Below are 25,415 nucleotides of genomic sequence, written 5' to 3' on the forward strand. Positions count from 1 at the left end.
CCCGCCGAGCCGCTGCGCACAAACCGGGCAACTGGCCAGGTTGACGCCGCCGCGTCGGAGCACGATATCTGCTCGATGCAGACCGCCGCTCAAAGGGGCAGGATATGAACGCGCCGACAGACAACAACGCCCCTACGCAAGCCGACAGCGTCGTCGACTGGCTGACCAACGGCACGCGCGATGAGCGCTTCGTCGACAATATCTTCGCACAGATGTGCATCCGCCTCCAGCAGGCGGGCATCCCGCTCAAGCGGTCGACGCTTCACATCCTGATCCACCACCCGCAATGGCTGGGGGCCCGGATGATGTGGTCCGACGGGATGCGGGAGGCCGAGATTGCATTGGTCGACTATGACGTGCGCGAGCGGTCCGAATATATCGGCAGCGCCGCCAACGAAATCCATGACGGCGCCGCCGAGGTGCGCGAGCGGCTCGAGCAGGATTCCTCGCTCGGCCGCAAGCACGCCCTCTATGACGAGATGCGGGCACGAGGCCTGACCGACTATGTGGCCTGGCCGCTCTACCACACACTCGGGAAGCGCCATCTCGTCACCTTCGCCACCGATCGTCCCGGCGGGTTCGACGATGCGCACATCGCGGGCCTGAAGAAGCTGCTGCCGGTGCTAGCGCTGGTCAGCGAGATCCGCGTCAAGAACCGGCTGGCGCGCACGCTGCTCGAGACCTATGTCGGCTCCCATGCCGGCGAACTGATCCTGGCCGGTGCCACCAGGCGCGGCACCGGCACGACGGTCCGCGCCGCGATCATGATCTGCGATCTCAGGGATTTCACGAAAATCTCCGACAACTGGCCGCGCGACGACGTCATCGATCTGCTCAACGACTATTTCGATGCGATGTCCGAGCCGATCGCGCGGCATGGCGGCGAGATCCTCAAATTCATCGGCGACGGCCTGCTCGCCATCTTCCCGCTCAGTCAGCCCGATGCCTGCGCCAACCTGCTGCATGCCGTGACCGAAGCCCGCAAGGCCATGGCCGCGCTGAACGAGCGCAACAACGGGACCGGCCGCGCGCCGCTGAATTACGGCATCGGCGTCCATGTCGGCGACGTCATGTACGGCAATATCGGCTCGACCAGCCGGCTCGACTTCACCGTCATCGGCCCCGCCGTCAACATGGCCTCTCGCTTGGAGGCGCTGACCAAGCAGCTGGGACGAACGGTGCTGCTGTCGCGCGCCTTCGCCGAGTTGGTGGAGCGGGAGTTCGAGCTGGAGCACGTCGGCCAACACGAGGTGCGCGGCTTCAGCGATCCCATCGAACTGTTTGCGTATCAGGGGTAACGGCGCGCGGAAGACCGGCGACGTCGTCGTCATAGATCTCCATGTCGTTTCGGGGGCGGGCCTGAATGGTCGCGCCCGCAACGGCCGTGGTCGTGATCGCGCCTGCCTGGTCGTTGCGTTTCCGAGATCGAACGAAAATTCGGACCCCGCGATCTGGCGCGTTCTGGCCTGGCGCATCGGTTGCGCAAACGGGACGTTTGGCCGCCCTCATGCGCGGGGCCGCTCGTCGTGCGGATGGGCAATCGAGAGCGCCTTGTTGAAAGAGATTCCCGCGCAAGACCCGTAGGCTGGTTTCGTTGGCGGCCCAGACGACGAATGCCGCCCGCTTCATCGGAACCGCGCGAGGGCGCTATGACGCTTCAGATGTCACGACGAGGCAAGCAATATATCGAAACGGCGCAGAGCCTGCTGCGTGCGGCGCGGAGCATGACGGACGAGGTGGTTGCGGCGCGGTTGAAGATGCTGGCTGAGGACTATCAGCGGCGCGCCGAAAAAGCTTCGAGCGTCGATGCGGCCAGGGCGTTGGAGCGCTCGGCCGCCAGAGCCGAATACGACTGGTCGAAGGAGCTGACGTGAAATGATCAGGATCATTGCCGTGCTCTGTAGCCTCTCGTCTCCGACGGACTGTCGTGAACAGATCGTCACGACCTCGAACTTCGCCGACGTGACGATGCAGTCCTGCCTGATGGGCGCGCCGCAGCTCGCCGAATGGATGGCGCAGCATCCGGCCGAACGTCTGGCCGCATGGCGCTGCACGATCGGCAAGCAGGGCGGCGGCAGGGGAGCTTAGGAAGCGGGCTTAGATCCCGGAGGGCGGAGTGGCGGGAGTCTTGTTGCCAACGTTGGATTGTAGGGCTACGTTTTGCCGAAGGTCCGCCCAAACGGTCTTTGGCCGCTCGTTCATGCCAAAATTCCTTCGCATCGGAGTCCATCAGTCCAACGTTTCCGGATACACGTCGAAGGCGTGGTGTGTCAGGCGCGTCGGCTCGGCAGTCTTCCTGAAGTGGGGCGCCGTCGAGGTGCAGGGCGCCGGCGACGGGCGCAAAGTCTACTGGTCGCGATCGCCGCAGCAGAAAACCGTTCGTTGTGGCACGGCGCAACGTGCCATTGATTACGCAACGGCGGCGATCGCGCGGCGTCGTAACCATCGCTACGAGCCGCTGACCGGACCGATCGCGCTGCGGCGCCGATCCGCCGAGCGCGGCACCGAGCTCAAGCAGGCGCTCGCCACCATCCTGATCGTCGATATCGTCGGCTCCACCGCGAAGGCTGCCAAGCTCGGCGATGTGCGCTGGACCAAGGTGATGGGCCATTATTACGCTGCCGTCCGCAAGGAGCTGAAGAGCTCGCGCGGCAAGGAAGTCGTGACCACCGGCGACGGCGTGCTGGCAACGTTCAAGAAGCCCGCTGCCGGCATCAGTTGCGCGACCGCGATCCAGAGGGCCGTGCGCACGCTCGGCCTCGAGATCAGGGTGGGCCTGCACGCCGGCGAATACACGATCAGCGGCGGCGAAATGGTCGGTCTCGCCTTCCACATCGGCACCCGCGTCGCCGCGAAGGCGCGGGCGGGGGAGGTTTTGGTGTCGAGCGCGGTGAAGGAGCTGGTTTCGCAGCCCGAGATCCGGTTCAGGGATCACGGCGTGCATCAGCTGAAAGGCGTGCCGGAGCGGTGGAGGCTGTGGCGGGTGGAGGGGTGAGTTCTCAAACGCGTCGGCACGGCCGTCGGCTAAGAGGGTCGCAGAGGCAGCGAGGTCATCGCTTCCAGTTGCGCTGTTCGCGTTGCTAACCCAGCGAGCAAGCTCTTGTGCAGCCGATCCTCGGGTTCGAAATTTCGCGCGAGCCTTCGGACGGTCTCGACAAATCGCAAGCGATAAGTCGCCGCCCTGTCGACGTCTCCGTACCTCGCGAAGATCTCGGCGGCGGTGCCGTACACCCGCCACGAAGCAATCGGGAAATCGGCGTCGTCAACGATCTCCAGCGCGCGGGAGAGGTGCGGTAGAGCGTCCCCCGAATCGCCCAGGCCAAATGCGATGCGCGCGAGCAGCTCGTGGGCCTTGGCCAGGTGATTGAGATCGGGCGCCGATGCGACATAGTCGTGCAGCTGGCGTGCCCATCTGCGAGCCTGGGTAAAGTCGCCGATCAGCAGGCAATATTCGCCGAGACAATGATACACCTGCGTTGCGGCGGTAAACTCGATGTCGATGCCTTCTTCACGCCTGCGGCGCTCAATATCATCGAATTGCTTGCGAGCTCCCAACGGATCATTCAGGCCGACAAACGCCTTCGCAAGGACGGCCCGCTTGTGGAAATATGTGGACTGATCGCCCACCAGAAGACTGTCGTCGACGCTTTCGCAGAGCTCCCGGGCTCCCTCGAAATCCATCGCTTCGACATGCAACCACGCAAGCGTCAGCCGGCACAATGCGCTGCTGGGATCGTTCGCGTTCCTGACCGCCAGTTCGAGGCCGGCCGTGATTTCGCGCTGTAATTCGCGCCACTCGCCGAGATGAATGAGCGCGATCGACTCGAGGACATTGAACAGGACGAACGTGTAAACGTCGCCAACCATGCGCGCCAGCCGCTTTCCCTCCGTGCCGGCGCGGCGGCATTGCTGGTACCGCGATCTCCAACAATCAACGATCCCCGATATTCCATGACGCCGGATGAGGATGCCATAGTTGGTCGCGCTGGCGCTCAACTCGATCGCCCTGTCGCAGAGCGTGGCGTCCTGATCCCTCCAGCCGTTGAGGAACAGGTTGATGCTGGCGCTGCTGCCCTGGGCCAGGGCCTTGAATGTGTCGTCCGCAAGCGCCTGGCTCCGTGACAATACATCATCGGCTGCCTCGAGACAGGCGTGGCGATCGACCCGCAGCCATAAAGAGCTCACGGCCATGAGACCGTTGAGCTGCTGCTTGATTTCGCCGACCTGTTCGGCGCACGCAATCACATCCTGGAGATCGCGGATCGAGCCGACGAGGTCGCCACCCGAACGGAGAGCCAGGCTTCGTTGCCGCAGAAGCGCGATGCGGGTTGAGAGTTTGTCGGCAGCATCGAAGCGATCGAGTATGCCGAGCGCGCGGGTGAGATAGCTGGCGGCCTCGGCATGGCCAAGACGCTTCATCGAGTTCTGTGCCGCTTCTCCGAGATAGCGCAACGCGCTCGGGAAGTCGCGACCCTGCTCGAAATGAAGGGCAAGCTCTGGCGCTATTTCACCGGTGCGGCCCGCATAGGCCTCCTCCAGCCTTTTGCCCAAGCGCTTGTGTGTCTGCGCGCGATGTCCGGGCGGCAAATTCTGATAAATGACGTTCTGATAGAGAATGTGACGGAAGGCGTAAGTGCCCGAATAAGTTCCATCGGGCCATTCGGAAACACCTGAACGAACCAGGATATGATCCTTCCGGATCAACGCTTCGATGTCGCGTTCAACGTCGATGGCATCATCGGATAGGCCGGCTGCAACGACAGCTGCAGAAAATTCTTCGCCGGCAACGCTGGCGACATCGAGCAGGCGCCGTTCGTTGTCAGTAAGGCGTTCGAGTTCATGGCCGATCATCTTCAAGAGGCTGTCTGGAATGCCGTCTCGAGCAAACGCGTCTTGTGAAGACAGGCGCCATCTGCCGTCCACCTCGACGATCCATTCCTGGTCGATCAGATGCTTGAGCAGTGACGCAACGAACAGCGGGTGCCCCAACGTTCGCTCGAATACCGGCTTTGACAGGGCCGAGGCCAATTCGGCGTCATGGAAGCGCAATGCGAGATAGTGCCCGACCTCCTGGGGCGACAATCGATCGAGGTGCAATTCGCTGCAGCACCCATGAATCTGGAGATCCTGGTGCAGGCGGCGGATCGGATGCCCACCGATGGCGCTGTCGGCCGGCCGATAAGAGCAGAGGACCAGCACGCGTGCCCTGCCGTTTCCGCGCGCGAAACGAGACAGCACGTCGAGTGTCGCGAAGTCGCTCCAATGCAGGTCTTCGAGAACAATCACCCAGGGGCGGCCGGCGCTCAGCGCTTCGAGGAGATCGCAAAACTCGCGCAGCATCCGCTCACGCGTCGCGCCGAACACTTCATTCTGAAAAGCCGCGCGTTCCGATGCGTCGATCGCGCCTGGCAATTGCAGCAGCCAGGTGGGCGCGTGGGTGCGAACAGCCGAAATCAGCTCGGGACCGTTCGTTCGATACCTGTTCACCAGGGCATCGATGAGCGGCAGAAACACCTCATCTGTTCCGAACCGTTCGGTACAGCGCCCATAAAGCAGATCGAAGCCCTGTTCCGTCAGCCGCTCGATGGCTTTGGCGATGAATGCCGTCTTGCCTATTCCGGCTTCTCCCGTGACAAAAGCCATCTGCCGTTTGCCGGACAATACGTGCCGGGCCATCTGGTCGATAATCCCGAGGGGGGCTGTCCGGCCGACCACCAGGGCGGAGGTTTCGAGCTTCAGAGGTGCGACTGCGCTCTCGGCCTCCCTGGGTGCTTCGCGCACCGCGCCGATAAAGCGGACGCCTTTGCGCGGTAAAGTCTTGATCAGCCGTTGCGCTTCGCCGGAATCGCCTATTCCCGTACGAGCGGCGTTGATGCGGGTGGTGAGCGCTGACTCCGAGATGATGCGCCCGCCCCAAATTGCACTGATCAGATCGTCCTTGGTTACCACCCGGGCACGGTGGCGGATCAGATATTCGAGGAGGTCAAAAACCTGAGGCTGCAACGGAATCGCACGTCCGTCGCGGCGCAATTCCCGCTGGTCGGTGTCGAGAACAAATTCGTCAAATAGATACAGCAAAAGAATGCCTTCGGAGGTGCGCGCGAGGCGGATATTCAACCGGTACACGGGGTCGAAATCAAGCACACCCTGCAAAATCAAGGAAACGATAAGGACAAATTAAGCTCGTCTTAAAGCGCGGCGCGGTGTCCCGTTCGATACTTCCAGCCGTATCCAGCCACTCAGACAAGGTGTTCGTGTCATGCGCTTGGAAGAAAGGGCGCCGCGTCTCACTCGCGTGTTCTATGGGGCGTTGCTTCACAAGATGTGTCAGTCGATCGCGGCACCCTCCGTACCATTATTCAACAGCAGAGCTTCAACCAAAAGCGACGCGCCATTTTCAGCGAATTCGTTTGTCGCCTCCACAGGTTCTTCTCGAAAAGAAGACCGGTTTGGGCGCCTCCTTCAAACGCTCCATCACTCGCGACGGCTGCAGGCAGGGCGCACCCTTCGACAGTATCATCGTCTGATCGACAATACGTGGCACCAGTTTGCCTCTCGGTCAGATATTGGCGGAGGTGACAATGTCGGTCAGTGACGAGTCGTTCGAACGCAAGCTTCTGATTTCGGCGTTGAGCGAGAATGCGCTGCTTGCAACGATCGCCATCTGCTTTGTCATTTTGCACATCCTTGCAGCCACGATGTTGACGTCGACCGGCCAGAGCGATGCCGGAGCCGCGCCCGAGCCGCCCGGACTATCGTCGGAGGACTAATCGCAAGGTCGCCACTCCAGGATGAAAGATTAGCTCATGGGCGACATTGCGTCGTTTTGCCTGCTCAGTATCGCAGTGTTTTGCGGCGCGTTCGTCTCGGGCCTCGCGGGCTTTGCCTTTTCGGCGGTGGCCGGCGCGATTCTCCTTCACGTTCTCCCGCCACTGGAGGCGGTCCCGCTGATGATGGCCTGCAGCATCACCGTGCAGGCCACGGGTCTTTGGGCCTTGAGAAAAAGCATCCGCTGGAAACAGAGCTCGGTTCTCGTCGTTGGCGGATTGCTTGGCGTTCCGATCGCCGTGTGGTTGCTGCAAGCCGCTGACGCGCGGATCTTCAGGGAGAGCTTTGGTCTCGCGGTCGCCTGCTATGCGGCCTATACGTTATTCCGGCCGGTGCTTTCTCATCGCTTGCAGATGAATGCAGGACGCAATGCATTAATCGGCTTCGGCGGAGGCTTTATCGGCGGGTTGACGGCAATGCCGGGTGCAATACCGACCATATGGTGTGACATCCACGGGGTGCCAAAAACCGAGCAGCGCGGAATGGTTCAACCCTTCATCGCCGCCATGCAGATATTCGCCCTTGTTCTTATGCTGATCCGAAGAGATCTGTCGGCAAAGGTCCTGGTTGACTTCGCAGTCAGCATCCCGGCGCTCCTCGCAGGAACGGCGCTCGGTATTTATGTCTTTCGCTGCGTCAATGACGCGCTGTTCCGGCGGATTATTCTCAGCATCTTGCTGGTTTCGGGACTGTTGCTGATATTTTAGTTCCGACGCCGCGCGTCCAGTTACAACGGCAGCCGTTGGAGCACGCGCACGCGCTGATCCCTAAAGGAAGCCGGCGCCGTCGATTTCTTCAATGCGATCTATGGAACCATGGATTCGACCATGGCTTGGCCGAGGAGAATATTCCCGGCATGGGCTCGTGTCTCGTACCCTGTGTCAAACCGGTCGGGGCATTTCGCCCTGAAGTGGAGGTGCGAAAACGCTTGACAGTTGACGAAATACTTAACATGTTAAGTATATCCACCGGTACCCGGGATTGAGGCCATCGGAAGGGCGATGCCATTCATCTCTGGAATCGCGAAAACAGGTGGAGGGTCGCTGCCCGCGTGCGGCGCTGCAAAAGGGAGTGAACCGTCATGTCCAAGCTGCAGGAAAATATCGCCAAGGCCGAGCGGCACCTTGCCCGCTTCAGAGAGACGGGCGTGCTCAACCGCATCGGCGGTGAAGACATCCCGGCTGCGGACAATGTAACTTTTGAAACGATCTCTCCGGTCGACCTGAAGCCGCTCGCCAAGGTATCGCATGGCAAGGCCGCGGACATCGATCGCGCCGCGAGGGCGGCGCAGGCGGCCTTTCCGCAATGGGCCGAAACATCCGGCGATGCGCGAAAGGAGCTGTTGCACAAGGTCGCTGACGCTATCGTCGCCCGCGCTGAAGAAATTGCGTTCGTCGAATGCATGGATACGGGACAGTCGTTGAAGTTCATGGCCAAGGCCGCGCTGCGGGGGGCGGAGAATTTCCGCTTCTTCGCCGACCGCGCGCCCGAGGCGCGCGACGGCAAGTCACTTCGCACCGCCGGTCAGGTGAACATGACCACCCGCGTGCCGATCGGTCCGGTGGGCATCATCACGCCCTGGAATACGCCCTTCATGCTGTCGACGTGGAAGATCGCGCCGGCGCTCGCGGCGGGCTGCACCATCGTTCACAAGCCCGCCGAATTCTCGCCGTTGACTGCACGCCTGCTGATCGAGATCGCGGAGGAGGCCGGGCTGCCCAAGGGCGTCTGGAATCTCGTCAACGGTCTTGGCGAGGACGCGGGCAAGGCGCTGACCGAGCACCCGCTCATCAAGGCGATCGGCTTCGTTGGCGAAAGCCGCACCGGATCGATAATCATGAAACAGGGCGCCGATACGCTGAAGCGTGTTCATTTCGAACTGGGCGGCAAGAATCCGGTGATCGTATTCGCGGATGCCGACCTCGAACGCGCCGCGGACGCGGCGGTGTTCATGATCTACTCTCTCAACGGCGAACGCTGCACCTCGTCCTCGCGTCTTCTCGTCGAGGCGAGCATCTATGATAAATTCACGGCGATGGTTGCAGAGAAGGCCAGCCGGATCAAAGTGGGGCATCCGCTCGATCCCGAGACCGTCATCGGTCCGTTGATCCATCCGGTTCACGAGAAGAAGGTGCTCGACTACGTCGAGATTGGTAGAACGGAGGGCGCCAAGATTGCGACCGGCGGCCGCAAGATCGACGGTCCCGGCGGCGGTTGCTACGTTGCGCCGACACTCTTTACCGGCGCCAACAACCAAATGCGCATCGCGCAGGAAGAGATCTTCGGGCCGGTGCTGACGGCGATCCCGTTTAGGGATGAGGCCGATGCCCTCGCACTCGCCAACGACGTTCAGTATGGCCTCACCGGATATCTCTGGACTGCCGACGTCACCCGTGCCTTCCGTTTCACCGACCGGCTGCAAGCCGGCATGATCTGGGTCAACTCGGAGAATGTTCGTCATCTGCCGACGCCCTTTGGCGGTGTGAAGAGCTCGGGCATCGGACGCGACGGAGGAGATTGGTCGTTCGATTTCTATATGGAGACAAAGAACGTCGCGTTTGCCACCACCGCGCACAACATCCAAAAATTGGGCGGCTAAGCGGTCCGCAGCAGACCAACGGAGGAAATCATGGCATTGCCCAAGCCCAACCTTTATCCACCATTCAACATCGTGCGTCTCAGTCATGTCGAACTCGGCGTGAGCGATCTTGCGAGGTCACGGGCCTTCTATGTCGACATGCTTGGTTTGCAGGTGACGGACGAGAGCTCCGATGCGATCTATCTTCGCGCGATGGAAGAGCGCGGCCATCACTGCATCGTGCTGCGGAAGTCCGAGAAGATCGAAGCCCGTGACCTCGGCTTCAAGGTGTTCAGCGAGGAAGATCTCGACAAGGCCGCCAGCTTCTTCAGCAGCAGGGATCTGCCGGTTGAGTGGGTCGAGCGTCCCTATCAATCCCGCACGTTCCGCACCCGCGATCCCCACGGCATTCCCCTCGAGTTCTATTCCAAGATGGACCGGCTGCCGCCGATTCATCAGAAATACGCGCTGTACAAGGGCGTGAAGCCGCTCCGCATCGACCATTTCAATTGCTTCTCGCCGAACGTCGATGAATCCGTCGCCTTCTACAACGAGATCGGCTTTCGCGTGACGGAGTACACGGCGGATGAGGAGACTGGGCGGCTGTGGGCTGCCTGGACTTACCGCAAGGGCGGCGTTCACGATCTGGCCTTCACCAATGGCCGCGGCCCGCGCCTGCACCACACCGCATTCTGGGTGCCGACCCCGCTCAACATCATCGATCTGCTCGACCTCATGGCCACCACCGGATGGGTGTCCAACATCGAGCGCGGTCCCGGCCGCCATGGCATCTCGAATGCCTTCTTCCTCTATATCCTTGATCCGGACGGTCATCGGATCGAGATCTATTGTTCGGATTACCAGACGGTCGATCCCGATCTCGAGCCGATCAAATGGGACCTGAAGGATCCGCAACGTCAGACGCTTTGGGGGGCGCCCGCGCCGAAATCCTGGTTCGAGCATGGCAGCCTCTTTGCCGGAGCTGAACCGCGCGACGCCGATCTGGCCGCCCAGCCGATCATCGCCCCGTGACCGGCATTCGCATATCGCCTGAAACGAGGGAAAGGCACCACATGTCTCGTCCGAGGTTCGTCAGCTTCACTCGCAACGGCACGCCCGGCTACGGTCTCCTGGGCGATCAGGGCGTTGTCGACCTGTCCGGCCGCCATGGCAAGCGTTGGCGTACGTTGCGTGAGGTGATCGAAGCCGGCGCGCTGGTGTCCCTGGCCGAGGAGAGCGCCGGGTTGCCGGCGGATTTTCCGGTCACTGATATCCGCTACGAGATTCCGATTCCGGCACCGGAAAAAATCATCTGCGTCGGCGTGAACTTCCCCGACCGGAACGAGGAATACAAGGACGGGCAGGCGGCCCCCTCGAATCCCTCGCTCTTCATCCGTTTTCCGCGCTCGTTTACGGGCCATGAACAGGCTCTGCTGCGTCCCCCGGAGAGCCGGCAGCTCGACTATGAAGGCGAAATCGTCATCGTGATCGGCAAGGGCGGTCGCCGGATTCCACAGAGCGCAGCGCTCGACCATATCGCCGCAATATCGCTGTGCAACGAAGGCACGATCCGCGATTGGGTGCGGCACGCCAAATTCAACGTGACGCAGGGGAAAAACTTCGATCGCACCGGTTCGATTGGGCCTTGGCTAATCCCCTATACCGATGAGAGCCAGCTTGCCGACATCAAGCTGGAAACCCGGGTCAACGGCGAGGTCCGCCAGCAGGACCGCACGAGCCGGATGATCTTCTCCTTCCGCAAGATCATCAACTATATCTCGACGTTCACGACGCTGGTTCCTGGCGATGTCATCGTGACCGGTACGCCGACAGGTGCCGGCGCGCGCTTCGAGCCGCCTATCTGGCTGAAGCCCGGCGACGTCGTCGAGATAGAAGCAGAGGGCATCGGTATCCTGCGCAACACGATCGCAGATGAGGCATGATCCTTGTCGACTGCCAAGGTCGGGCAGTGGACTTTGGATTGCTCAAGCCGCTGATGCGGCATGCACGCGAATCCGACCGTCGTCGTCCACGACGATCGGAATGGCATCGAGGGCGCAATTCAGGCCCAGTCCCTCGACGCCGGTGCCATCCTGAACGCGAAATCCGGCGCTGTGGTTGGTGCACCGAAGAACCGTGCCGTCCGCGCTCAGCACGTTCTCCCCGCGATGATCGAGGGGTAGGTACTGATGCGGACATGCATTGACATAGGCTGCGAGAGTGCCTGCCGACCTGACGATCAGGATCGGAAAATCTGCGGGACCGAACTTGATGGACTTGAGGCTCCCTTCGCCAACGTCATGGGCGTCGCACAGGATGGTTCCTTCGGCCGGCGCGCCGCGATAGCTCTTCCATGCGTCAGGTATGGCTGCCTCCATCAGGATGCCTTGAGCACGCCGCGCTGAATCTGATCGGCCTCGATACTCTCAAACAGGGCCTTGAAGTTGCCCTCGCCAAAACCGTCATCTCCCTTCCTCTGGATGAACTCGAAGAAGATCGGGCCGATCACGGTCCTTGAGAAGATCTGAAGCAGGATGCGGGTCAGACCGCCATTGACGACACCTTCGCCGTCGATGAGGATTCCGTGCTTGCGCATGCGATCGAGCGGCTCGGTGTGGCCTTTCACGCGGTCAAACGACTTGTCGTAGTAGATCGGGGGCGGGCCCGGCATGAATTCGAGCCCGCGACCGGCGATGGCGTCGGTTGCCGCATAGATGTCGTCGGTGCCGACGGCGATGTGCTGGATGCCTTCGCCCTTGTACTGGCGCAGATATTCCTCGATCTGGCTCTTGTCGTCGGCGCTTTCGTTGATCGGGATCCGAATCTTGCCGCAGGGTGACGTCAGAGCGCGCGAGGTCAGGCCGGTCAGCTTGCCGGAAATGTCGAAGTAGCGGATCTCGCGGAAATTGAACGTCTGGCTGTAGAACTTGTACCAGGTGTCCATGTTGCCGCGCATGACGTTGTGCGTGAGGTGATCGAGATAATAGAACCCGACGCCTTTCGGGGTTGGATCGACTTCGCCGGTCCAGTCATATTCGGCTGAATAAGGGGAGCCCTTGGCGCCATAGGTCTCGACCAGGTACAGCAGGGATCCGCCAATGCCGACGACGGCGGGCACGTCGAGTGACTTGTCGTTGCCGGTGTATTCCGTTCCGCCGAGTTCGAGGACGCGCTTTAGGGCGTGTTTGGCATCGACGACCCGCCAGGCCATCGCCGGCGCGCAAGGTCCGTGTTGGGCGACAAAGCGGGCGGCATGGGAGTTCGGCTCGCGGTTCAGGACGTAATTGATCTTTCCCTGGCGCCAAACGGAGATGTCCTTGGTCTTGTGCCGGGCAACCTCGGTGTAGCCCATTTGCTCGAAGAGCTTGGCGAGCTTCTGCGGCTCCGGATGGGCGAACTCGACAAACTCGAATCCGTCGGTGCCGGCCGGATTGGCTGCCGAAATCGTGGCGGGTGGGGCATCGTGAGGGAAGGGGCCCATATCGCGCTCCTGGAATGGTATTTGATTTAGATCAAAATACCGCGGCTCCGTTGCACGATCTTCGCATAATCTGCTCGACAAAATCAGATTATGCGTGAAACATGCGCGCGTCCCCATTATCGTGCAAGGATCGCGCATGGACCAGTTTGATGTGAAATTGCTGCAAGCGCTCCAATCCGATGGACGGTTGTCGAATTTTGAACTGGCCGATGTTGTCGGCCTGTCGGCATCTCAATGTTCGCGCCGTCGCGCGGCGCTCGAAAATGCCGGCACGATCGCAAGCTACCATGCTCATCTCGATCGCGAGGCGCTCGGGCTCGGCATCGTCGTCTTCGTACAGGTGACGCTCGCAACGCACTCGCCAGACAATTCGAGACGCTTCCTCAAGCTCATCGAGAGCCTGGCAGAAGTGCAGGAGGCCTACGCACTCACGGGCGAAGCGGACTACCTCGTCAAGGTGGCGATCACCGACCTCAAGGCGCTCTCGATGCTTCTCAACGGCGTATTTCTGCCGCACGACAGTGTCGCGCACGTGCGCTCGTCCATCGTCCTTGATTGCCTGAAGCAAACCTCGCAGTTGCCGCTTGGGCATCTGATGCCCGCCGAGACACGTGCTGCGGGAAGTTCTCGGTCCCGAGACGAAGGCAAGCCGCGGTCAAGGCGACCCAGAAAGGCTTGAGTTGGCGACCAAAAACATGGCCGTCCCTCGACCGGACGCTGCGAACTTCCCGCTGGATGTGCACAGTCGGCGGCAGAGCCGACAGCATGGATTCGTTCACAGATGATGTTCGGCGATGATCTGGCCGCTGCCCGAGGACGGAAAATAAGGACACAGCAGTTCGGTCTCGCCTTTATATGCATCCCAACCGAGCATGCCGAACATCATGTGGGTGTCGGCCATCAAAGCTTCGCCGTTGCACTTGGTCGAATATTCGGGAAGCATGCGGACGAATTCCGCATAGCGGCGTTCCTTCCATAGATCGAGGACGCGCAAGTCGACCTGACGGTTGAACTCGCTGCCGACCTGTTCCCATTGGCCGTCGCCGACCTGCTCGTTGGCAATGAGCTTGTGCGACATGGAGCCGGAGGCGAGGACCGCGACCTTGCGGCTCGACGCGGCGATCGCCGTGGCGCAGGCAGCTCCAAACGTGCGGTTCTCCTCGATGCTGGCGAAGATCGGGGCTGCGACCGACAGGACGCGCGCCCAGCCGCCTTCGTTCATGTAGTGCATCGGCACGATGGTGCCGTACTCGAGCGGTAGCGTCTCCACCTTGTGCGCCAGGACCTGCAGGCCGCTCCTCGAGGCTTCGACCGCAATGGCATCGCCGAGCTCTGGATCACCAGGATAATCGTAGTTCATGTTCTGAATCATGTGCGGCGCCTCGTGGCTCGTATACACGCCGCGATGACGCGCGTTCGCGTTCATGTGGCAGCCGAAATTCGAGATCCAGTGCGTGTCGAACACGAGGAATGTGTCGGCTCCTCTATTGCGGGCGCGCTTGCCGATCTCTCGTAACGCCTGAATTGCCGCCGCTCGCTTGCCCTTTAGGGGTCCCTCACGTTCCGAAATCAGAATCGAGGGGACGTGTGCAATCTTTGCTGCAAGCACGATTTCACCCATGGGGCACCTCCCTTCGATATAATACTTAACATGTTAATTATATCGATCGTCGCGATCTTTGATTCAGATCAAAAATGAGAGGCATGATGATCAAGTCGGTGTGATAGCGCCGACAGCCAAGTAGGTCTTGTCTTGAGCCTCTTACATAAAAGACGAGGCGCCGGAATGAACCGGCGCCTCGTCTGAAGCTCCCGCGGGCGTCATGACTGCCAGGCTTGTGAGTTTCGTGGCGCGATCCGCCGTCAATCCTCAGCGCTGCCCATCGTGCACCGAGATATCCGATGCAGCCAGCCCGCCGATCCGCGCATGCGGCCTGCCGCCGGTCGCCATCACCAGGCCGAAGGCGATCTCGTCACGTCTCGGTGCATCCCAGAGCGTCATCTCAGCCGTCCCGAAATGACTGCGCACATAACACGCATGGATGTGTCCGAGCGGGACCATCAAGCGCGTGCCGGGACCGCCGATGGTCTTTGCCGCCGGAACGATCGCCTTGGGTTGCCCGAGCACTTCGCGCATGCCCTGGCCGCCAGCCTCATGCCAGACGGCGCCGTGCTCGAGCTCGCCGTCCTCGCCGATGATGATGCCCTTGCCATAGGCTTCGATGTGCGGCGCGCCGCCAAGTTGCGCGATCAGGCGGGTCGCGAGCTCGCGCCCGAGCTCACGCAACGACGCTTGAAACGGCATCAGGTTCGGCTCGTAGCGGCCCGCGAAGGGATTGGCGACGACCGCAACGGCCGTCCCGACCAGGAGCGGCTTTTCCAGCCGGGGGCCGCGCTCGTGCCAGACCGTCTCGACACTGAGTGCGGTCTTGCGAATGTCATAGGACGACATGCGAACCTATGCCTCGTCCACGACCGGATTACTGAGCACGCCGATGTTCTCGATCTCGACCTCGACCACGTCGCCCGGCTTGAGGAAGATCGGCGGCTTACGGGTGAAGCCGACACCGGCCGGCGTGCCGGTGGCGATGACGTCGCCGGGGACGAGGTCGAAAATGGTCGAGCAATATTCGATCAGCCGCGGGATCGAGAAGATCAGCATCGAGGTGTCGGACGACTGCACCGTCGCGCCGTTGACCCGCGTCTCGAGCTTCAGCTTAGTGGGATCGCCGATCTCGTCCGGCGTGACCAGCCAGGGTCCGAACGGACCCGTGCCGACGAAGTTCTTGCCCGAGGCGATCTGCTGCGCATGACGCTGCCAGTCGCGCACGCTGACGTCGTTGTAGATCGAATAGCCGGCGACGTGATTCCAGGCGTCGGTTTGGCTGATGTGACGGCCGCCCTTGCCGATGACGACGGCGAGCTCGCCCTCCCAGTCGAAATTGTCCGAGACCTTCGGCCGGATCACAGGTGCGTTGTGGCCGACCTGGGAGCGCCAGACTCGCAGGAAGATCGGCGGGAATTCCGTGATCTCGCGCTTCATGCCGAAGGCGACCGCTTCATTGTGGTGGTCGAGATAGTTGCGCACGGCGCAGACGATCTTCTCCGGGCGCGGAATGACGGGGAGATATTTGATGGCGCTCAGCGCCATCGCCGGCTTGTGCTGGGCGACGATGGCATCGCGTCGCGCGTAGTCGTCGCTGCCGACGAAGTCCGCGAGCGTCGGATACTGGGGCAGGGCACGGCCCAGATCCACGACCCCGTTTTCGACAACGGCGCCCCAGCTTTCGCGATTTCCATCCAAGAACGACAGCAGCTTCATGATTACGACCCACGAGTTGGCATTTTTCGATGATCTCTAGTATTTTCGAAAATCATGCGGGACGCAAGCCCACTGCGCCTGAAAAAGCCGCGCCATCTATTCGGCGTCGAGCAGGTGCCCGGCGTATTTCGCGACATTATCCGCGGTGGTGCGGATATGGGTCTCGATCAGTTGCACAGCGAGATCGGCATTGCGCGATATGGCCGCCTGCATGATCGCCTGGTGCTCGCCGGCCTTGTCGCGCGGGCGCGGCCGGAAATTGGCCGACAAATGCCGGTAACGCTCGGCGCGATCGAACAGCTCGGCGCGGATCGCCAGCAGGGTCGCAGAGCCGCAGGCGGAGACCAGCGCCTGATGGAATTGCCGGTGCGCGATCTTCCATTCGGGATCGCGCAGCGGATGCTCGGGATCGCGCTGCTCGATGCGCTTCAGCCTGTGCAGCGTCGAGATGACGGCGATTTCCCAGTCGTCGTCGCCCCGCTCAATCGCGCGGCGAATCAACTCCACTTCGATCAGAACCCGGGCATCGGTGACTTCGACAAGATCCTGGCGGCTGACCGGTGCCACGCGAAATCCGCGCTGCTCCTGCGCGTCGACCAGGCCCTCGGCGGCAAGGGCGGTCAGCGCCTCGCGCAAAGTGGTGAAGCTCGCGCCGAAGCGCTCGCGTAACACGTCGAAGCGCAGCGGCTCGCCCGGCGCCAGACCGCAGGTCACGATCTCCTCGCGCAGCCGATGGGTGATGTCGGCGGCGATCGTCTTGCCGAATTCCTTGCGGGGGCGAATGGCGCTGTCAGGCATGGTCCTGCCCATGAATCGATGGCCCAAGATGCCGCGCCAAGGACCATCTTGCAATAATTTTCGTAACCGTTAGTATTTTCGAAAATCAAGGTCCGAGGAGGGGGAATGAACTCATGAGAGCGGTTCTGGTACGTCAGCCGGGCGGGCCGGATGCACTCGAACTGGTCGAAGTGCCGGTGCCGGCGCCCGCCGCCGGACAGGTTCAGATCCGTGCCGAGGCGTTCGGGGTCGGCCAACCCGACGTTCTGATCCGCCGCGGCGTCTACAAATGGATGCCGCCGCTGCCGGCCAATCCCGGCAATGATGTTGCCGGCCGTATTGCCGCGCTCGGATCGGGCGTTGAAGGTTTGCAGGTCGGCCAGAAGGTCCTGCTGAGCGCGCGTGATCTGTCGCAGCGCGGCGGCTGTTACGCCGATTACGTCGTCGCTCCGGCAGACGCCGTTCATGCACTTCCCGACAATGTCGATCTGCAGGCAGCGGTGTGTCTGTCGAACTACCAAGTGGCTTACGCACTCCTGCACGAGTGCCGGCATCCGCGCGCGCCAAAAAGTGTGCTGGTGATCGGCGCGGCCGGCGGCGTCGGTACTGCGCTGGTGCAGCTGGCCAAGCTGGCGCAGATGACCGTGATCGGCACGGTCTCGACCGAGGAGAAGGCCGCGTTTGCGCGAAGCAACGGCGCCGATCACACCATCTTCTACCGCAGCGAAGATGTCGTGGCGCGGGCCCGCGAGCTGAGCAATGGCGAAGGTGTCGGCCTCGTGCTCGACCACGTCTGCGGACCCGAGTTCACCTCCTATCTCGGCGCGCTCGGCAAATGGGGCACGCTGCTGTCATACAACGCCTTCGCCGGGTTGCCGGAAGAGAATCTGATGGCGGCGATGCGCAATCATCTCGACATCTGCCCGGCCGTGCGTTGCTTCTCCTTCCACATCTATGACCATGATCGCGAGGGCCGTCGCGCGCTGATGCGCAACGTGATCGAGGCCCTGAGCCGCAACGCGATCAAGCCGGCGATCTCGGCGACACTGAAGCTCGACCAGGTCAGGCAAGCTCATACACTGCTCGAGCAGGGCTCCGCGCTCGGCAAGATCATCATGACGCCATGAGAGAGTGAACCAACACAATGACGACCCAAGCGCCCATTGCCCGATTCACACGGCTGAGACACGCCACTTTCGCCTCGCCGGATTCCGAGCGACTGCTCGACTATTACCGCGGAGTGATTGGCCTCGGCCTGGTCGGTCGCGATGGACATCGCATTTTTCTCGCCAGCGATTCCGAGCAGCTTTCGCTGGTGATCGAGCCCGGCGAGGCGGCGTTGAAGAGCATCGCTTTCGAGATTTCTCCGAATGTCGAGATCGAGGCGCTGAGCGCCGCCCTGAAACGCGCGGATTTGCGTCCTGAACTGCGGAGTGATGCTCTGCCCGGCGTCTCCAGGCTGCTGTCGTTCATCGATCCCGAAGGAACGCAATTCGAGCTGATCCAGGGCTGGACGCCGACGCCGACGCAGGAGCGGATCGGTGCGCTCGCTGTCACCAAGCTCGGCCATGTCGCGCTTCGTACGCCCGATCCGCTTGCGGCCTCGGAGTTCTATGCGAACGTCATGGGTTTCCGGGTCTCCGACTGGGTCGAGGACCGCTTCGTCTTCATGCGCAGCGGCTATGAACATCACACGCTGAACTTCGCCCGTGCTCCCGTGCGCAGCCTGCATCATCTCGCATTCGAACTGCGCGGCCCTTCCCACATGCAGCAGGCCTGCGATCATCTCGCCCGCCACAAGCTCCCCATCCTTTGGGGACCGGTCCGTCACGGCCCCGGCCACAACACAGCCGTCTATCACCGCAATCCCGATGGTCATCTGGTCGAGCTGTTCCACGATCTCGACCGCATGATCGATGAGGAGCTCGGCTATTTCGATCCGCGTCCGTGGCATCGCGACCGCCCGCAGCGACCGAAAGTCTGGGTCGGGCTGCCGCGCGACGTCTGGGGTCTGCCGCCATCACCGGAATGCGTCGAGTTCGCCCGCTAGAGCATAAACAACAGTCAAAGGGAGGATGCATCCATGCGATGGATGAAGCGACTTGCTGCGACCGGATTTCTGCTTGGCAGCTTTGTGGCGGCCGGCCCGGCCCAGTCGGCGGACAACTATCCGTCGCGCCCGATACGCTTGATTCACGGCTTTGCCGCCGGCGGTGCGGCCGATACGCTGTCGCGCATCATCGCCGACGGACTCTCCAAGAAGCTCGGGCAACCGATCGTCGTCGAGGCCAAGCCCGGCGCCGGCGGCAACATTGCGGCGGACGCGATCGCCAAGGCCGAGCCTGACGGCTACACGATCGGACTCGTCACGGGCGCCCACGCCATATCGGCCGCGACGTACAAGAGTCTGAGCTACCAGCCGGCCGATAGTTTCGACATGATCTCGACGCTGGTCTACTACGCGCTGGTCATTGCGGTGCGTAACGACTACCCGGCCAAATCGCTCGGCGAATTGATCGCGGCGGCAAAGCAGAAGCCCGGCGCGCTCAGCTTCGGCTCGGTCGGTTTCGGCAGCACGCATCATCTTGCGGGAGAGCTGCTCGACGCGATGGCCGGCATCGACATGGTGCATGTACCCTATCGCGGGGATTCCCAATCCGTCACCGCGCTTCTCGGCGGAGAAGTGCCTGTGATCGTCGGCACGCCCGTCCTGCTTGCACCGCAAATCCAGAGTGGGGCCATTCGGGGCTTGGCAGTCACTTCGCCGACGCGGACCGCGCTGTTGCCGGATGTTCCAACGGTCGAAGAAGCCGGCGTCAAGGGATATGACGTGCGGACCTGGGCGGGCCTTCTCGCTCCCAAGGGCACCCCGCCTGCCGTCGTCGCCGCACTCAACTCAGCGACCCTCGACATCCTCAAGAATCCCGAGATCAAGCAGCGGCTGGAAACGGCCGTCGGAGGCGAAGTCCGTGGCAGCTCTCCCGACGAGATGCAGAAGCTGATCCAGTCCGAAATCGCGAAGTGGTCGGGCGTGGTTGAGCGGGCGAAGATCCCCAAGATCTGATCCGCGCGTCCGCTTCGACTCCGCGACGATCATGCTGGCCTTTTCGCCGAGCCCGTCGCGGAGGCCACAGACATTGTGCTCGAGTGATAGAAGTCAGGTCAGACGGATACGGAGGAGGACTGACTTGGTGGGCATGACGAGGCCGCGATGGCATCCGCCTTGAGCCGCGCCAATTCGCCTGCGAGGCGAGGACCCTGGTGGGATTGCCGCTCCGCGAACCGGCAATCGATGAGGCGCTTCTGGCCGCCGGCCCATCCGACCTCGCGCAGTCCTCGGCGAAACGCCTCCAGGGTGCGCCAGCCAACGGTGCTCCAGGCGTCCTGCGGGGCGCGCACACCCATCGGCCGTGCAATGATCGGCTGCGGCCTGCGTTTGACCTTGATCAAGTTCAGCAGCGTCGCCGCCACGATCATCGTTAGGACGCCACCAGCGCTGAGCGTGATCTGCATCGCGAGCCCCTCAGATATGTCGAGCAGCGCCAGGAGGCTGACGAGCGTAAGCAGAACGCCGAGGCAGAAGATTGGCAACGAGTGCCTGCCACAGAGGATGGCGCCGCGCATCACCGCAGTCGTCAATGCTTGGCGATTGGGCGGCACGAACCATACCGCTACAACTGCAAGAGCCAGGAAATGCAATAGACGCAACGGATCGAGATTCGATTTGTCCATCGGGTAAGCCAACTTCGTCAGCCCCTGCGGGATCAATGCTTCCAGCGGCTTGATTCTCCAGCTCAATGCGATGACGAGGCTGAAGACCAGATAGAGAACGGCAGGCGTAAGCGCCATGCGTGACGTTAACCAGGGGCGCACTCTTTCGCCCTCGATTATCATCCACGCGCCAAGCACCACTAGCAGCTGCCAGGCCAGTGGATTGAAAGCCCAGTGGCCGTTCGGCCACGCCGGCAAGGACCAGCCGAACATATGCACCAGTGTATAAAGCACCAGCGAGGCGCCAAGCGTCACGTTCGGCAGTCGGAGCAGCAACCACAGCAACGGCGCGAACAAGAGGTGGAGAAGCACGAAGATCGGCAACACGTCGGTATTGACCGGGCGGTACTGCAGAATCGCCGCATGCGCGAGCGTCGCGCCCGGCTGGTCCAGCAGAATGCGCGTATTGCTCTCGTCAGCAAGACGTTCCACGCCAGCGATGTGGACCAGGAGGGCGCAGGCGAGCGTGAGCAGCAGAAATGCGACATAAATGTCCCGGCTTCGCCGCAGCGTCCGGCGGATCACGCTGGTCCATCCCTCGCACCTCCATACCTTTCCGTAGGCCAGTGCGCAGGTGACGCCCGAGACGAACATGAACACTTCCGCGGCATCGCTGAAGCCGTAGTTTCGCAGCGTCAGCCAACTTCCAATGTTATTGGGGACATGATCAAGAAAGATGCACCAGAGCGCGATGCCGCGGCAGGCGTCAATGCGCAGGTCGCGGCCGTTGGCTTTCGGCTCCGGCAACGCGTCCGCGGATGGCTTCAGGGGGGCGGTTCGATCATGCATTGGCCTGCCTCGTCCAGCGTGCGCGCACGCTTAAAGAGGAACGATCGAGACGGATCGAATTTGAAAAAAACGCGGCCCTGCGGGTCGTGACAGCGCCGCAGTTCAGGGTTGCTTCACATCGACCTGGCCAGGACAGCGATTGCGACAATGATCATATGGCCGCGCCGAGTAAAACGCTGGTGGAGAGGCGGACTGTCGATATCATCGTTCAAGTGGCGCAGTGTGTAAATCGGCCGCAGGTCGGTACAGGGAGGTGCCTAGGTCCTATGACCAAGGTATCGTCCGGGCCGCGGTATCCATTTGATACCCTCAGACACGTGACAAGTAATTCATCGCTCGCGTGGACGGACAGGCCAGCGAGTACCGCGCTTCACGTCGTCCGCGCTCTTTACGATTGTGTGCCGATTGCAACCATTGCACACAGCAGCGCTCGGCTCCTACTCTGAGTGCCTGACGGCGGAACCACTGGACCAGAGATAGAAGGTGGACGGTTTCGAAGGTGGGTGTATGATTTTTCATTGATCTCCGGGCGCTCAGAGAACGGAGAGCATTTTTATGAAGGTTCTTGTCGTTGACGATCACACATTGATCCGCGAGGCATTGCACGGCGTCCTGAAGCAATTGAAGCGAGAGGCCGTGATATTCGAAGCTTCGAGCAGTCGAGAGGCCATGCACATCGTCGAGCAGCATCCCGATATCAGCCTCATTTTGCTCGATATCAATTTGCCCGACCGCGACGGCTTCTCTGTCCTTTGCGAACTGCGCCATCGCTATGCGACGATTGCTATCATCATTCTCTCGTCCTCCGATGATCAGGACACGGTCAGGCGCGCTTTCAAACTTGGCGCGCTGGGTTTCATCCCGAAAACCACGGAACGTGACGTGATGCTCAACGCTATTGAGTTGGTGTTCTCCGGCGGAGTTTACATTCCCTCGGAGATTCTGGAGGAAACGGCGGGTCCGCGGCTTGCAGATAAACCATTGGCTCGCGACTCGCTCAAGGGGCGCGGATTGACCGATCGTCAGATCGACGTACTTGCGCTGCTGATGAAGGGAAAAAGCAACAAGGTCATTGCCAGGACGCTCAATATGGCGGTGCCGACAGTGAAGAATCACATCACGGTCGTTCTCAAGGCGCTCGGCGTAGCGACGCGCACTGAGGCCGTCATAAAGGTCGGAAAAATGGGCTGGGAATGGCCGCCGAAATCTGAATCATGAAACTGCTCCGGTGCCTCTTCCACCATCATGATCGCTAAGGAGCTCATGCATGACAGCGCGGAGCTGCATCGGGTCGACGGGCTTGTGCAGCAGAATGTATCCTCTGTCCCTGGCGTCCCGCAGAGGTTCAGCCCCGGTATCGCCGCTGATGAGAATGGCGGGAATTGACGAGCCAAACGCCGCATTGATTTGTTCAATTGCCCTGATTCCGGTCTTCCCGCTTGCGAGATGATAGTCCGAGATGATGAGATCGGGGCGCTGTTCGCGCTCGGCAAGCCGGACAAGTGCAGCTTCGTCGGATCCGGCGGCAAGAACCGAGTATCCCCATTTGCTAAGCAATCCGCCCGTTCCCTCCTGCACGATCGGAGTATCGGCAATAACAAGAATTGCCTTGCCGTCGACCGCCAAGGCATCAGGGTATGGTAAGTCGGCGGGCGCCGCTGACCTGACGCATTGATCGACTTTTGGAACCAGGATCGCAAATCGCGAACCTCGGCCCACAGTCGAAGCCAGGTCGATTTGATGGTCGAGAAGCAGGCGAAGCTTGTCGACGATGGCGAGGCCGAGGCCCAGTCCGCCGGACCGGTTCTGTCCTGAGGTAGGAACTTGAAAAAACTCACCAAAGATATTGTGCTTTTGATCGTCGGGAATGCCAGGACCGGTATCGCATACTTCGATGCGCAACATTTCACCGCGACGACGACATCCGACCAGGACACCGCCCTGCAACGTATAGCGCACCGCATTCGATACAAGATTTCAGCATGATGCGTTCGAGCAGCATCGCATCGCTTCGCACCCAGGCGTCACTTGGCCTGACGCGTAGCCGCAGCCCCTTTTTTTGCGTCGTCTGGTCAAACGCCGTCTCGATTTTTTGCAACAGGCGCCCGATCGGGAACTCGGTGATCCTGGGCGTAAGCATCCCGGCATCCAGCCTGGACATGTCCAGGAGCGAATTGAACATTTCATCCATTTCCTTGCGGGTGGCGTCGATCCGTTCGATCGTCTTTGTCCTTTCCTCCGGGTTGAGCGGCGTGCGCAGCTGGGCGACGAACAACCCCAACGCATGTAACGGCTGCCGCAGATCATGGCTTGCCATGGCGAGAAAGCGCGATTTCGCGGCGTTGGCGAGCTCCAGTTCCTGCGTGCGCGCTGCGACCTTCTGCTCGAGTTCGACGTGCGCGCGGCGCAGGCTTCCTTCCGCACTCTTGCGGACCTCGACATCCGCACTCAGCAGCAAGCTTGGAACGGTAATGCTGATCAAGAACATCAACACGAGCAGGAATGACGCATTGGGATCTGGCGTCGCGAAGGGGCCACCGCCCGTGTGCGTTCCCCAAATCGTGATGCCCGCGAGCACGAGGGCAACCATTGCGGTATCGCGTGGACCGCGACGCAGCGCCGCCCATAGCATGGGCAGGATCGCCAGAAAGCCGAGTGGATCTCGGCCGGGCGTCTGTTCGGTCAGGGGGCTGAAGGCAATGAGGCCAACAGCCGCCGCTGTTGCGAGGACCGCTGCCGTCTCCGCAAAATCGTGCCGGTTGAAGGCATGATGGTGTTTTGATGCCCACAGCACGATCACGGGGGCAATGACCAGCGCGCCGGTGACGTCGCCCAGCCACCAGGTGATCCACGCGTCCGCGAAATTCTCCGGCTCGATGTACCCGAAGAGTGCCAGGCTGGTCAGTCCAATGCTGGCGCTGATCGGTGTCGCGATCACGACGCAGATCAGGGTAAACTTTGCGACGGAATTTGGCGTTGAGAACGTTTCACACCCGCCTGACCACTGATTAATGAGATACGCGCCGGCAATCGCTTCAAGAGAGTTCCCGGTTGCAATCGCAGTTGCAGTGGCAACGGAGCCTGCCGTCGTCGCATTGGCGATCAGCGCCGCCGCAAAAATTGCGGGCCAAGTTCGATATCCCCGCAACAGCACCGCCGCCAGCGCGACGCCTGTCGGCGGCCAAATTGGCGTTGCGCTGGGATGAATGGAGGCGAGGGCAAGGCCACCCTTTGCCGAGGCGAAATAGATCACTCCAATCACGACTAGACCGCCGACGTAGCTGACGCTGCGGTATGAATCCATGTCGGGCGATCGTCGATCGGACATCGTCGGCGCCTGGACTAGGCAATTGGGTCGTTCACTATGACTGACTTTTAATTTAAAGAGACGACGCGTGCGCTGGAGGAACATCTGGCCGACTTGCGGTCCATCCCTCGCCTCAGCACCAGTGGGAGACGAACAGGCCGCCGTTGCGCCCGGAGGAATTCGCGCCGTCTCGCGTTCACCCGATTTTTCGGGGGAAGCATGGTACGACGAAGATAGGCTCTCCGAAAGGCTGGATTTAAACTCGGACAAAGTCGCTGTGTGCGACGAAGGCCCTATCTCTCGTTGGAGCCTCGGGACTGAACCACCTGCACGATAAATGCTGTGGCGGACGAGGAAGCGCAAGCTTGACTTAAGAACAGAAGCATCTCCATGACCGATGAGACGCTGAGTCCGTTTTGCGTCGGCGCTGGCGCTTGCGATGCGCGGCGCAATTCTCCTTTGATAGAACGATCGCCAAGTCGAACTCGTCTTTAGGTGATCGTGTTCGCAACTTTATGTTCCTGGCGAACAAGGACTACGCCATACGGCGGCTCTTACGCGG

General features: G+C 61.3%; 24 protein-coding genes. 14 read left to right on the forward strand and 10 right to left on the reverse strand.

Annotation, left to right across the window (positions count from 1 at the left end; translation table 11 throughout):
- Positions 1-104: 104 nt before the first annotated feature.
- The 4 genes from ACSKB8_RS41550 to ACSKB8_RS41565 all read left to right on the forward strand — a co-directional run bounded on the left by ACSKB8_RS41550 (position 105) and on the right by ACSKB8_RS41565 (position 2,995).
- Positions 105-1,298 carry an adenylate/guanylate cyclase domain-containing protein gene (locus tag ACSKB8_RS41550; protein WP_370988067.1) on the forward strand — a complete coding sequence of 398 codons (1,194 nt, stop codon included), beginning with the start codon at positions 105-107 and terminating at the stop codon, positions 1,296-1,298.
- A 351-nt stretch (positions 1,299-1,649) separates the two neighbouring features.
- Positions 1,650-1,874, forward strand: coding sequence for a hypothetical protein (locus ACSKB8_RS41555; RefSeq protein WP_438111089.1), 225 nt, complete (start codon positions 1,650-1,652; stop codon positions 1,872-1,874).
- A gap of 1 nt (position 1,875) precedes the next feature.
- Positions 1,876-2,088 (forward strand): hypothetical protein, encoded by a 213-nt coding sequence (locus ACSKB8_RS41560; RefSeq protein ID WP_438111091.1) that lies wholly within the window; start codon positions 1,876-1,878, stop codon positions 2,086-2,088.
- 112 nt (positions 2,089-2,200) lie between these two features.
- Positions 2,201-2,995 carry an adenylate/guanylate cyclase domain-containing protein gene (locus ACSKB8_RS41565; protein WP_370988069.1) on the forward strand — a complete coding sequence of 265 codons (795 nt, stop codon included), beginning with the start codon at positions 2,201-2,203 and terminating at the stop codon, positions 2,993-2,995.
- A gap of 29 nt (positions 2,996-3,024) precedes the next feature.
- Here the strand turns inward: ACSKB8_RS41565 and ACSKB8_RS41570 are convergent, their stop codons facing one another.
- Positions 3,025-6,159: an ATP-binding protein gene (locus tag ACSKB8_RS41570; protein WP_438111093.1), complete on the reverse strand. Its 3,135-nt coding sequence runs from the start codon at positions 6,157-6,159 to the stop codon at positions 3,025-3,027.
- Positions 6,160-6,581: 422 nt separating this feature from the next.
- Here ACSKB8_RS41570 and ACSKB8_RS41575 point away from each other — a divergent pair, with 422 nt between their 5' ends.
- The 5 genes from ACSKB8_RS41575 (at position 6,582) to ACSKB8_RS41595 (ending at position 11,349) form a co-directional block, all read left to right on the forward strand.
- Positions 6,582-6,770 carry a hypothetical protein gene (locus ACSKB8_RS41575; protein WP_370988071.1) on the forward strand — a complete coding sequence of 63 codons (189 nt, stop codon included), beginning with the start codon at positions 6,582-6,584 and terminating at the stop codon, positions 6,768-6,770.
- A 36-nt stretch (positions 6,771-6,806) separates the two neighbouring features.
- Positions 6,807-7,535 (forward strand): sulfite exporter TauE/SafE family protein, encoded by a 729-nt coding sequence (locus tag ACSKB8_RS41580; protein WP_438111095.1) that lies wholly within the window; start codon positions 6,807-6,809, stop codon positions 7,533-7,535.
- Between the two features lie 374 nt (positions 7,536-7,909).
- Complete coding sequence (hpaE, locus tag ACSKB8_RS41585; protein WP_438111097.1) at positions 7,910-9,427, forward strand: 5-carboxymethyl-2-hydroxymuconate semialdehyde dehydrogenase; 1,518 nt, start codon at positions 7,910-7,912, stop codon at positions 9,425-9,427.
- 30 nt (positions 9,428-9,457) lie between these two features.
- Complete coding sequence (gene hpaD, locus ACSKB8_RS41590) at positions 9,458-10,438, forward strand: 3,4-dihydroxyphenylacetate 2,3-dioxygenase (protein ID WP_438111099.1); 981 nt, start codon at positions 9,458-9,460, stop codon at positions 10,436-10,438.
- Between the two features lie 41 nt (positions 10,439-10,479).
- A complete protein-coding gene (locus tag ACSKB8_RS41595; RefSeq protein ID WP_438111779.1) occupies positions 10,480-11,349 on the forward strand; it encodes a fumarylacetoacetate hydrolase family protein in 870 nt (289 codons plus the stop codon).
- 42 nt (positions 11,350-11,391) lie between these two features.
- Here ACSKB8_RS41595 and ACSKB8_RS41600 read toward each other — a convergent pair whose 3' ends face one another.
- Positions 11,392-11,784 carry a Rieske (2Fe-2S) protein gene (locus ACSKB8_RS41600; protein WP_208753103.1) on the reverse strand — a complete coding sequence of 131 codons (393 nt, stop codon included), beginning with the start codon at positions 11,782-11,784 and terminating at the stop codon, positions 11,392-11,394.
- Positions 11,784-12,887, reverse strand: a complete 1,104-nt coding sequence (gene hppD, locus ACSKB8_RS41605) for a 4-hydroxyphenylpyruvate dioxygenase (protein WP_438111101.1) — start codon at positions 12,885-12,887, stop codon at positions 11,784-11,786. The genes ACSKB8_RS41600 and hppD overlap by 1 nt, the downstream gene beginning before the upstream one ends.
- A 136-nt stretch (positions 12,888-13,023) precedes the next feature.
- Here hppD and ACSKB8_RS41610 point away from each other — a divergent pair, with 136 nt between their 5' ends.
- The gene (locus ACSKB8_RS41610) at positions 13,024-13,566 is read left to right on the forward strand and encodes an Lrp/AsnC family transcriptional regulator (RefSeq protein WP_438111780.1); all 543 of its coding nucleotides are present in this window, start codon (positions 13,024-13,026) and stop codon (positions 13,564-13,566) included.
- 96 nt (positions 13,567-13,662) lie between these two features.
- Here the strand turns inward: ACSKB8_RS41610 and hpaD (ACSKB8_RS41615) are convergent, their stop codons facing one another.
- From hpaD (ACSKB8_RS41615) to ACSKB8_RS41630, 4 genes are all read right to left on the reverse strand, one after another.
- Entirely contained in the window at positions 13,663-14,508 is an 846-nt protein-coding gene (gene hpaD, locus ACSKB8_RS41615; protein WP_438111103.1) for a 3,4-dihydroxyphenylacetate 2,3-dioxygenase, read from the reverse strand.
- A gap of 249 nt (positions 14,509-14,757) precedes the next feature.
- Positions 14,758-15,339, reverse strand: coding sequence for an amino acid synthesis family protein (locus tag ACSKB8_RS41620; RefSeq protein ID WP_438111104.1), 582 nt, complete (start codon positions 15,337-15,339; stop codon positions 14,758-14,760).
- 6 nt (positions 15,340-15,345) lie between these two features.
- On the reverse strand, positions 15,346-16,209 hold the full coding sequence (locus ACSKB8_RS41625; protein WP_438111106.1) for a fumarylacetoacetate hydrolase family protein: 864 nt from the start codon (positions 16,207-16,209) through the stop codon (positions 15,346-15,348).
- A 96-nt stretch (positions 16,210-16,305) separates the two neighbouring features.
- The gene (locus ACSKB8_RS41630; RefSeq protein WP_438111108.1) at positions 16,306-17,007 is read right to left on the reverse strand and encodes an FCD domain-containing protein; all 702 of its coding nucleotides are present in this window, start codon (positions 17,005-17,007) and stop codon (positions 16,306-16,308) included.
- Between the two features lie 113 nt (positions 17,008-17,120).
- Here ACSKB8_RS41630 and ACSKB8_RS41635 point away from each other — a divergent pair, with 113 nt between their 5' ends.
- From ACSKB8_RS41635 to ACSKB8_RS41645, 3 genes are read left to right on the forward strand one after another with little or no spacing between them, the layout of a single operon-like run.
- Positions 17,121-18,113 carry a zinc-dependent alcohol dehydrogenase family protein gene (locus ACSKB8_RS41635; protein ID WP_438111110.1) on the forward strand — a complete coding sequence of 331 codons (993 nt, stop codon included), beginning with the start codon at positions 17,121-17,123 and terminating at the stop codon, positions 18,111-18,113.
- A 17-nt stretch (positions 18,114-18,130) separates the two neighbouring features.
- Positions 18,131-19,036 (forward strand): VOC family protein, encoded by a 906-nt coding sequence (locus ACSKB8_RS41640; RefSeq protein WP_438111112.1) that lies wholly within the window; start codon positions 18,131-18,133, stop codon positions 19,034-19,036.
- A 33-nt stretch (positions 19,037-19,069) separates the two neighbouring features.
- The gene (locus ACSKB8_RS41645; protein WP_438111114.1) at positions 19,070-20,050 is read left to right on the forward strand and encodes a Bug family tripartite tricarboxylate transporter substrate binding protein; all 981 of its coding nucleotides are present in this window, start codon (positions 19,070-19,072) and stop codon (positions 20,048-20,050) included.
- A 98-nt stretch (positions 20,051-20,148) separates the two neighbouring features.
- Here ACSKB8_RS41645 and opgC read toward each other — a convergent pair whose 3' ends face one another.
- Positions 20,149-21,504: an OpgC domain-containing protein gene (gene opgC, locus ACSKB8_RS41650; RefSeq protein ID WP_438111116.1), complete on the reverse strand. Its 1,356-nt coding sequence runs from the start codon at positions 21,502-21,504 to the stop codon at positions 20,149-20,151.
- Between the two features lie 597 nt (positions 21,505-22,101).
- On the opposite strand from opgC, the gene ACSKB8_RS41655 reads away from it, so the two are divergent.
- Positions 22,102-22,764: a response regulator gene (locus ACSKB8_RS41655; protein WP_128956415.1), complete on the forward strand. Its 663-nt coding sequence runs from the start codon at positions 22,102-22,104 to the stop codon at positions 22,762-22,764.
- Here ACSKB8_RS41655 and ACSKB8_RS41660 read toward each other — a convergent pair.
- Positions 22,759-23,505: a hybrid sensor histidine kinase/response regulator gene (locus tag ACSKB8_RS41660; protein WP_438111117.1), complete on the reverse strand. Its 747-nt coding sequence runs from the start codon at positions 23,503-23,505 to the stop codon at positions 22,759-22,761. The two genes, ACSKB8_RS41655 and ACSKB8_RS41660, sit on opposite strands and share 6 nt — an antisense overlap.
- Positions 23,453-24,958, reverse strand: a complete 1,506-nt coding sequence (locus tag ACSKB8_RS41665) for a sensor histidine kinase (protein ID WP_438111119.1) — start codon at positions 24,956-24,958, stop codon at positions 23,453-23,455. The genes ACSKB8_RS41660 and ACSKB8_RS41665 overlap by 53 nt, the downstream gene beginning before the upstream one ends.
- Positions 24,959-25,415: the final 457 nt, after the last annotated feature.

Origin of the sequence: Bradyrhizobium sp. BR 1432, assembly GCF_051547705.1 — a bacterium.
Classification (GTDB): domain Bacteria; phylum Pseudomonadota; class Alphaproteobacteria; order Rhizobiales; family Xanthobacteraceae; genus Bradyrhizobium; species Bradyrhizobium zhanjiangense.

Coding starts and splice junctions, on each gene's coding strand:
- ACSKB8_RS41575 (WP_370988071.1), top strand. CDS start 6,582: ATGTCGGTCAGTGACGAGTCGTTCGAACGCAAGCTTCTGATTTCGGCG.
- ACSKB8_RS41665 (WP_438111119.1), bottom strand. CDS start 24,958: ATGTTCCTCCAGCGCACGCGTCGTCTCTTTAAATTAAAAGTCAGTCAT.
- ACSKB8_RS41640 (WP_438111112.1), top strand. CDS start 18,131: ATGACGACCCAAGCGCCCATTGCCCGATTCACACGGCTGAGACACGCC.
- hpaD (WP_438111103.1), bottom strand. CDS start 14,508: ATGGGTGAAATCGTGCTTGCAGCAAAGATTGCACACGTCCCCTCGATT.
- hpaE (WP_438111097.1), top strand. CDS start 7,910: ATGTCCAAGCTGCAGGAAAATATCGCCAAGGCCGAGCGGCACCTTGCC.
- ACSKB8_RS41620 (WP_438111104.1), bottom strand. CDS start 15,339: ATGTCGTCCTATGACATTCGCAAGACCGCACTCAGTGTCGAGACGGTC.
- ACSKB8_RS41600 (WP_208753103.1), bottom strand. CDS start 11,784: ATGGAGGCAGCCATACCTGACGCATGGAAGAGCTATCGCGGCGCGCCG.
- ACSKB8_RS41655 (WP_128956415.1), top strand. CDS start 22,102: ATGAAGGTTCTTGTCGTTGACGATCACACATTGATCCGCGAGGCATTG.
- hppD (WP_438111101.1), bottom strand. CDS start 12,887: ATGGGCCCCTTCCCTCACGATGCCCCACCCGCCACGATTTCGGCAGCC.
- ACSKB8_RS41625 (WP_438111106.1), bottom strand. CDS start 16,209: ATGAAGCTGCTGTCGTTCTTGGATGGAAATCGCGAAAGCTGGGGCGCC.
- ACSKB8_RS41595 (WP_438111779.1), top strand. CDS start 10,480: ATGTCTCGTCCGAGGTTCGTCAGCTTCACTCGCAACGGCACGCCCGGC.
- hpaD (WP_438111099.1), top strand. CDS start 9,458: ATGGCATTGCCCAAGCCCAACCTTTATCCACCATTCAACATCGTGCGT.
- ACSKB8_RS41610 (WP_438111780.1), top strand. CDS start 13,024: ATGGACCAGTTTGATGTGAAATTGCTGCAAGCGCTCCAATCCGATGGA.
- ACSKB8_RS41645 (WP_438111114.1), top strand. CDS start 19,070: ATGCGATGGATGAAGCGACTTGCTGCGACCGGATTTCTGCTTGGCAGC.
- ACSKB8_RS41560 (WP_438111091.1), top strand. CDS start 1,876: ATGATCAGGATCATTGCCGTGCTCTGTAGCCTCTCGTCTCCGACGGAC.
- ACSKB8_RS41635 (WP_438111110.1), top strand. CDS start 17,121: ATGAGAGCGGTTCTGGTACGTCAGCCGGGCGGGCCGGATGCACTCGAA.
- ACSKB8_RS41630 (WP_438111108.1), bottom strand. CDS start 17,007: ATGCCTGACAGCGCCATTCGCCCCCGCAAGGAATTCGGCAAGACGATC.
- ACSKB8_RS41550 (WP_370988067.1), top strand. CDS start 105: ATGAACGCGCCGACAGACAACAACGCCCCTACGCAAGCCGACAGCGTC.
- ACSKB8_RS41555 (WP_438111089.1), top strand. CDS start 1,650: ATGACGCTTCAGATGTCACGACGAGGCAAGCAATATATCGAAACGGCG.
- ACSKB8_RS41565 (WP_370988069.1), top strand. CDS start 2,201: ATGCCAAAATTCCTTCGCATCGGAGTCCATCAGTCCAACGTTTCCGGA.
- ACSKB8_RS41580 (WP_438111095.1), top strand. CDS start 6,807: ATGGGCGACATTGCGTCGTTTTGCCTGCTCAGTATCGCAGTGTTTTGC.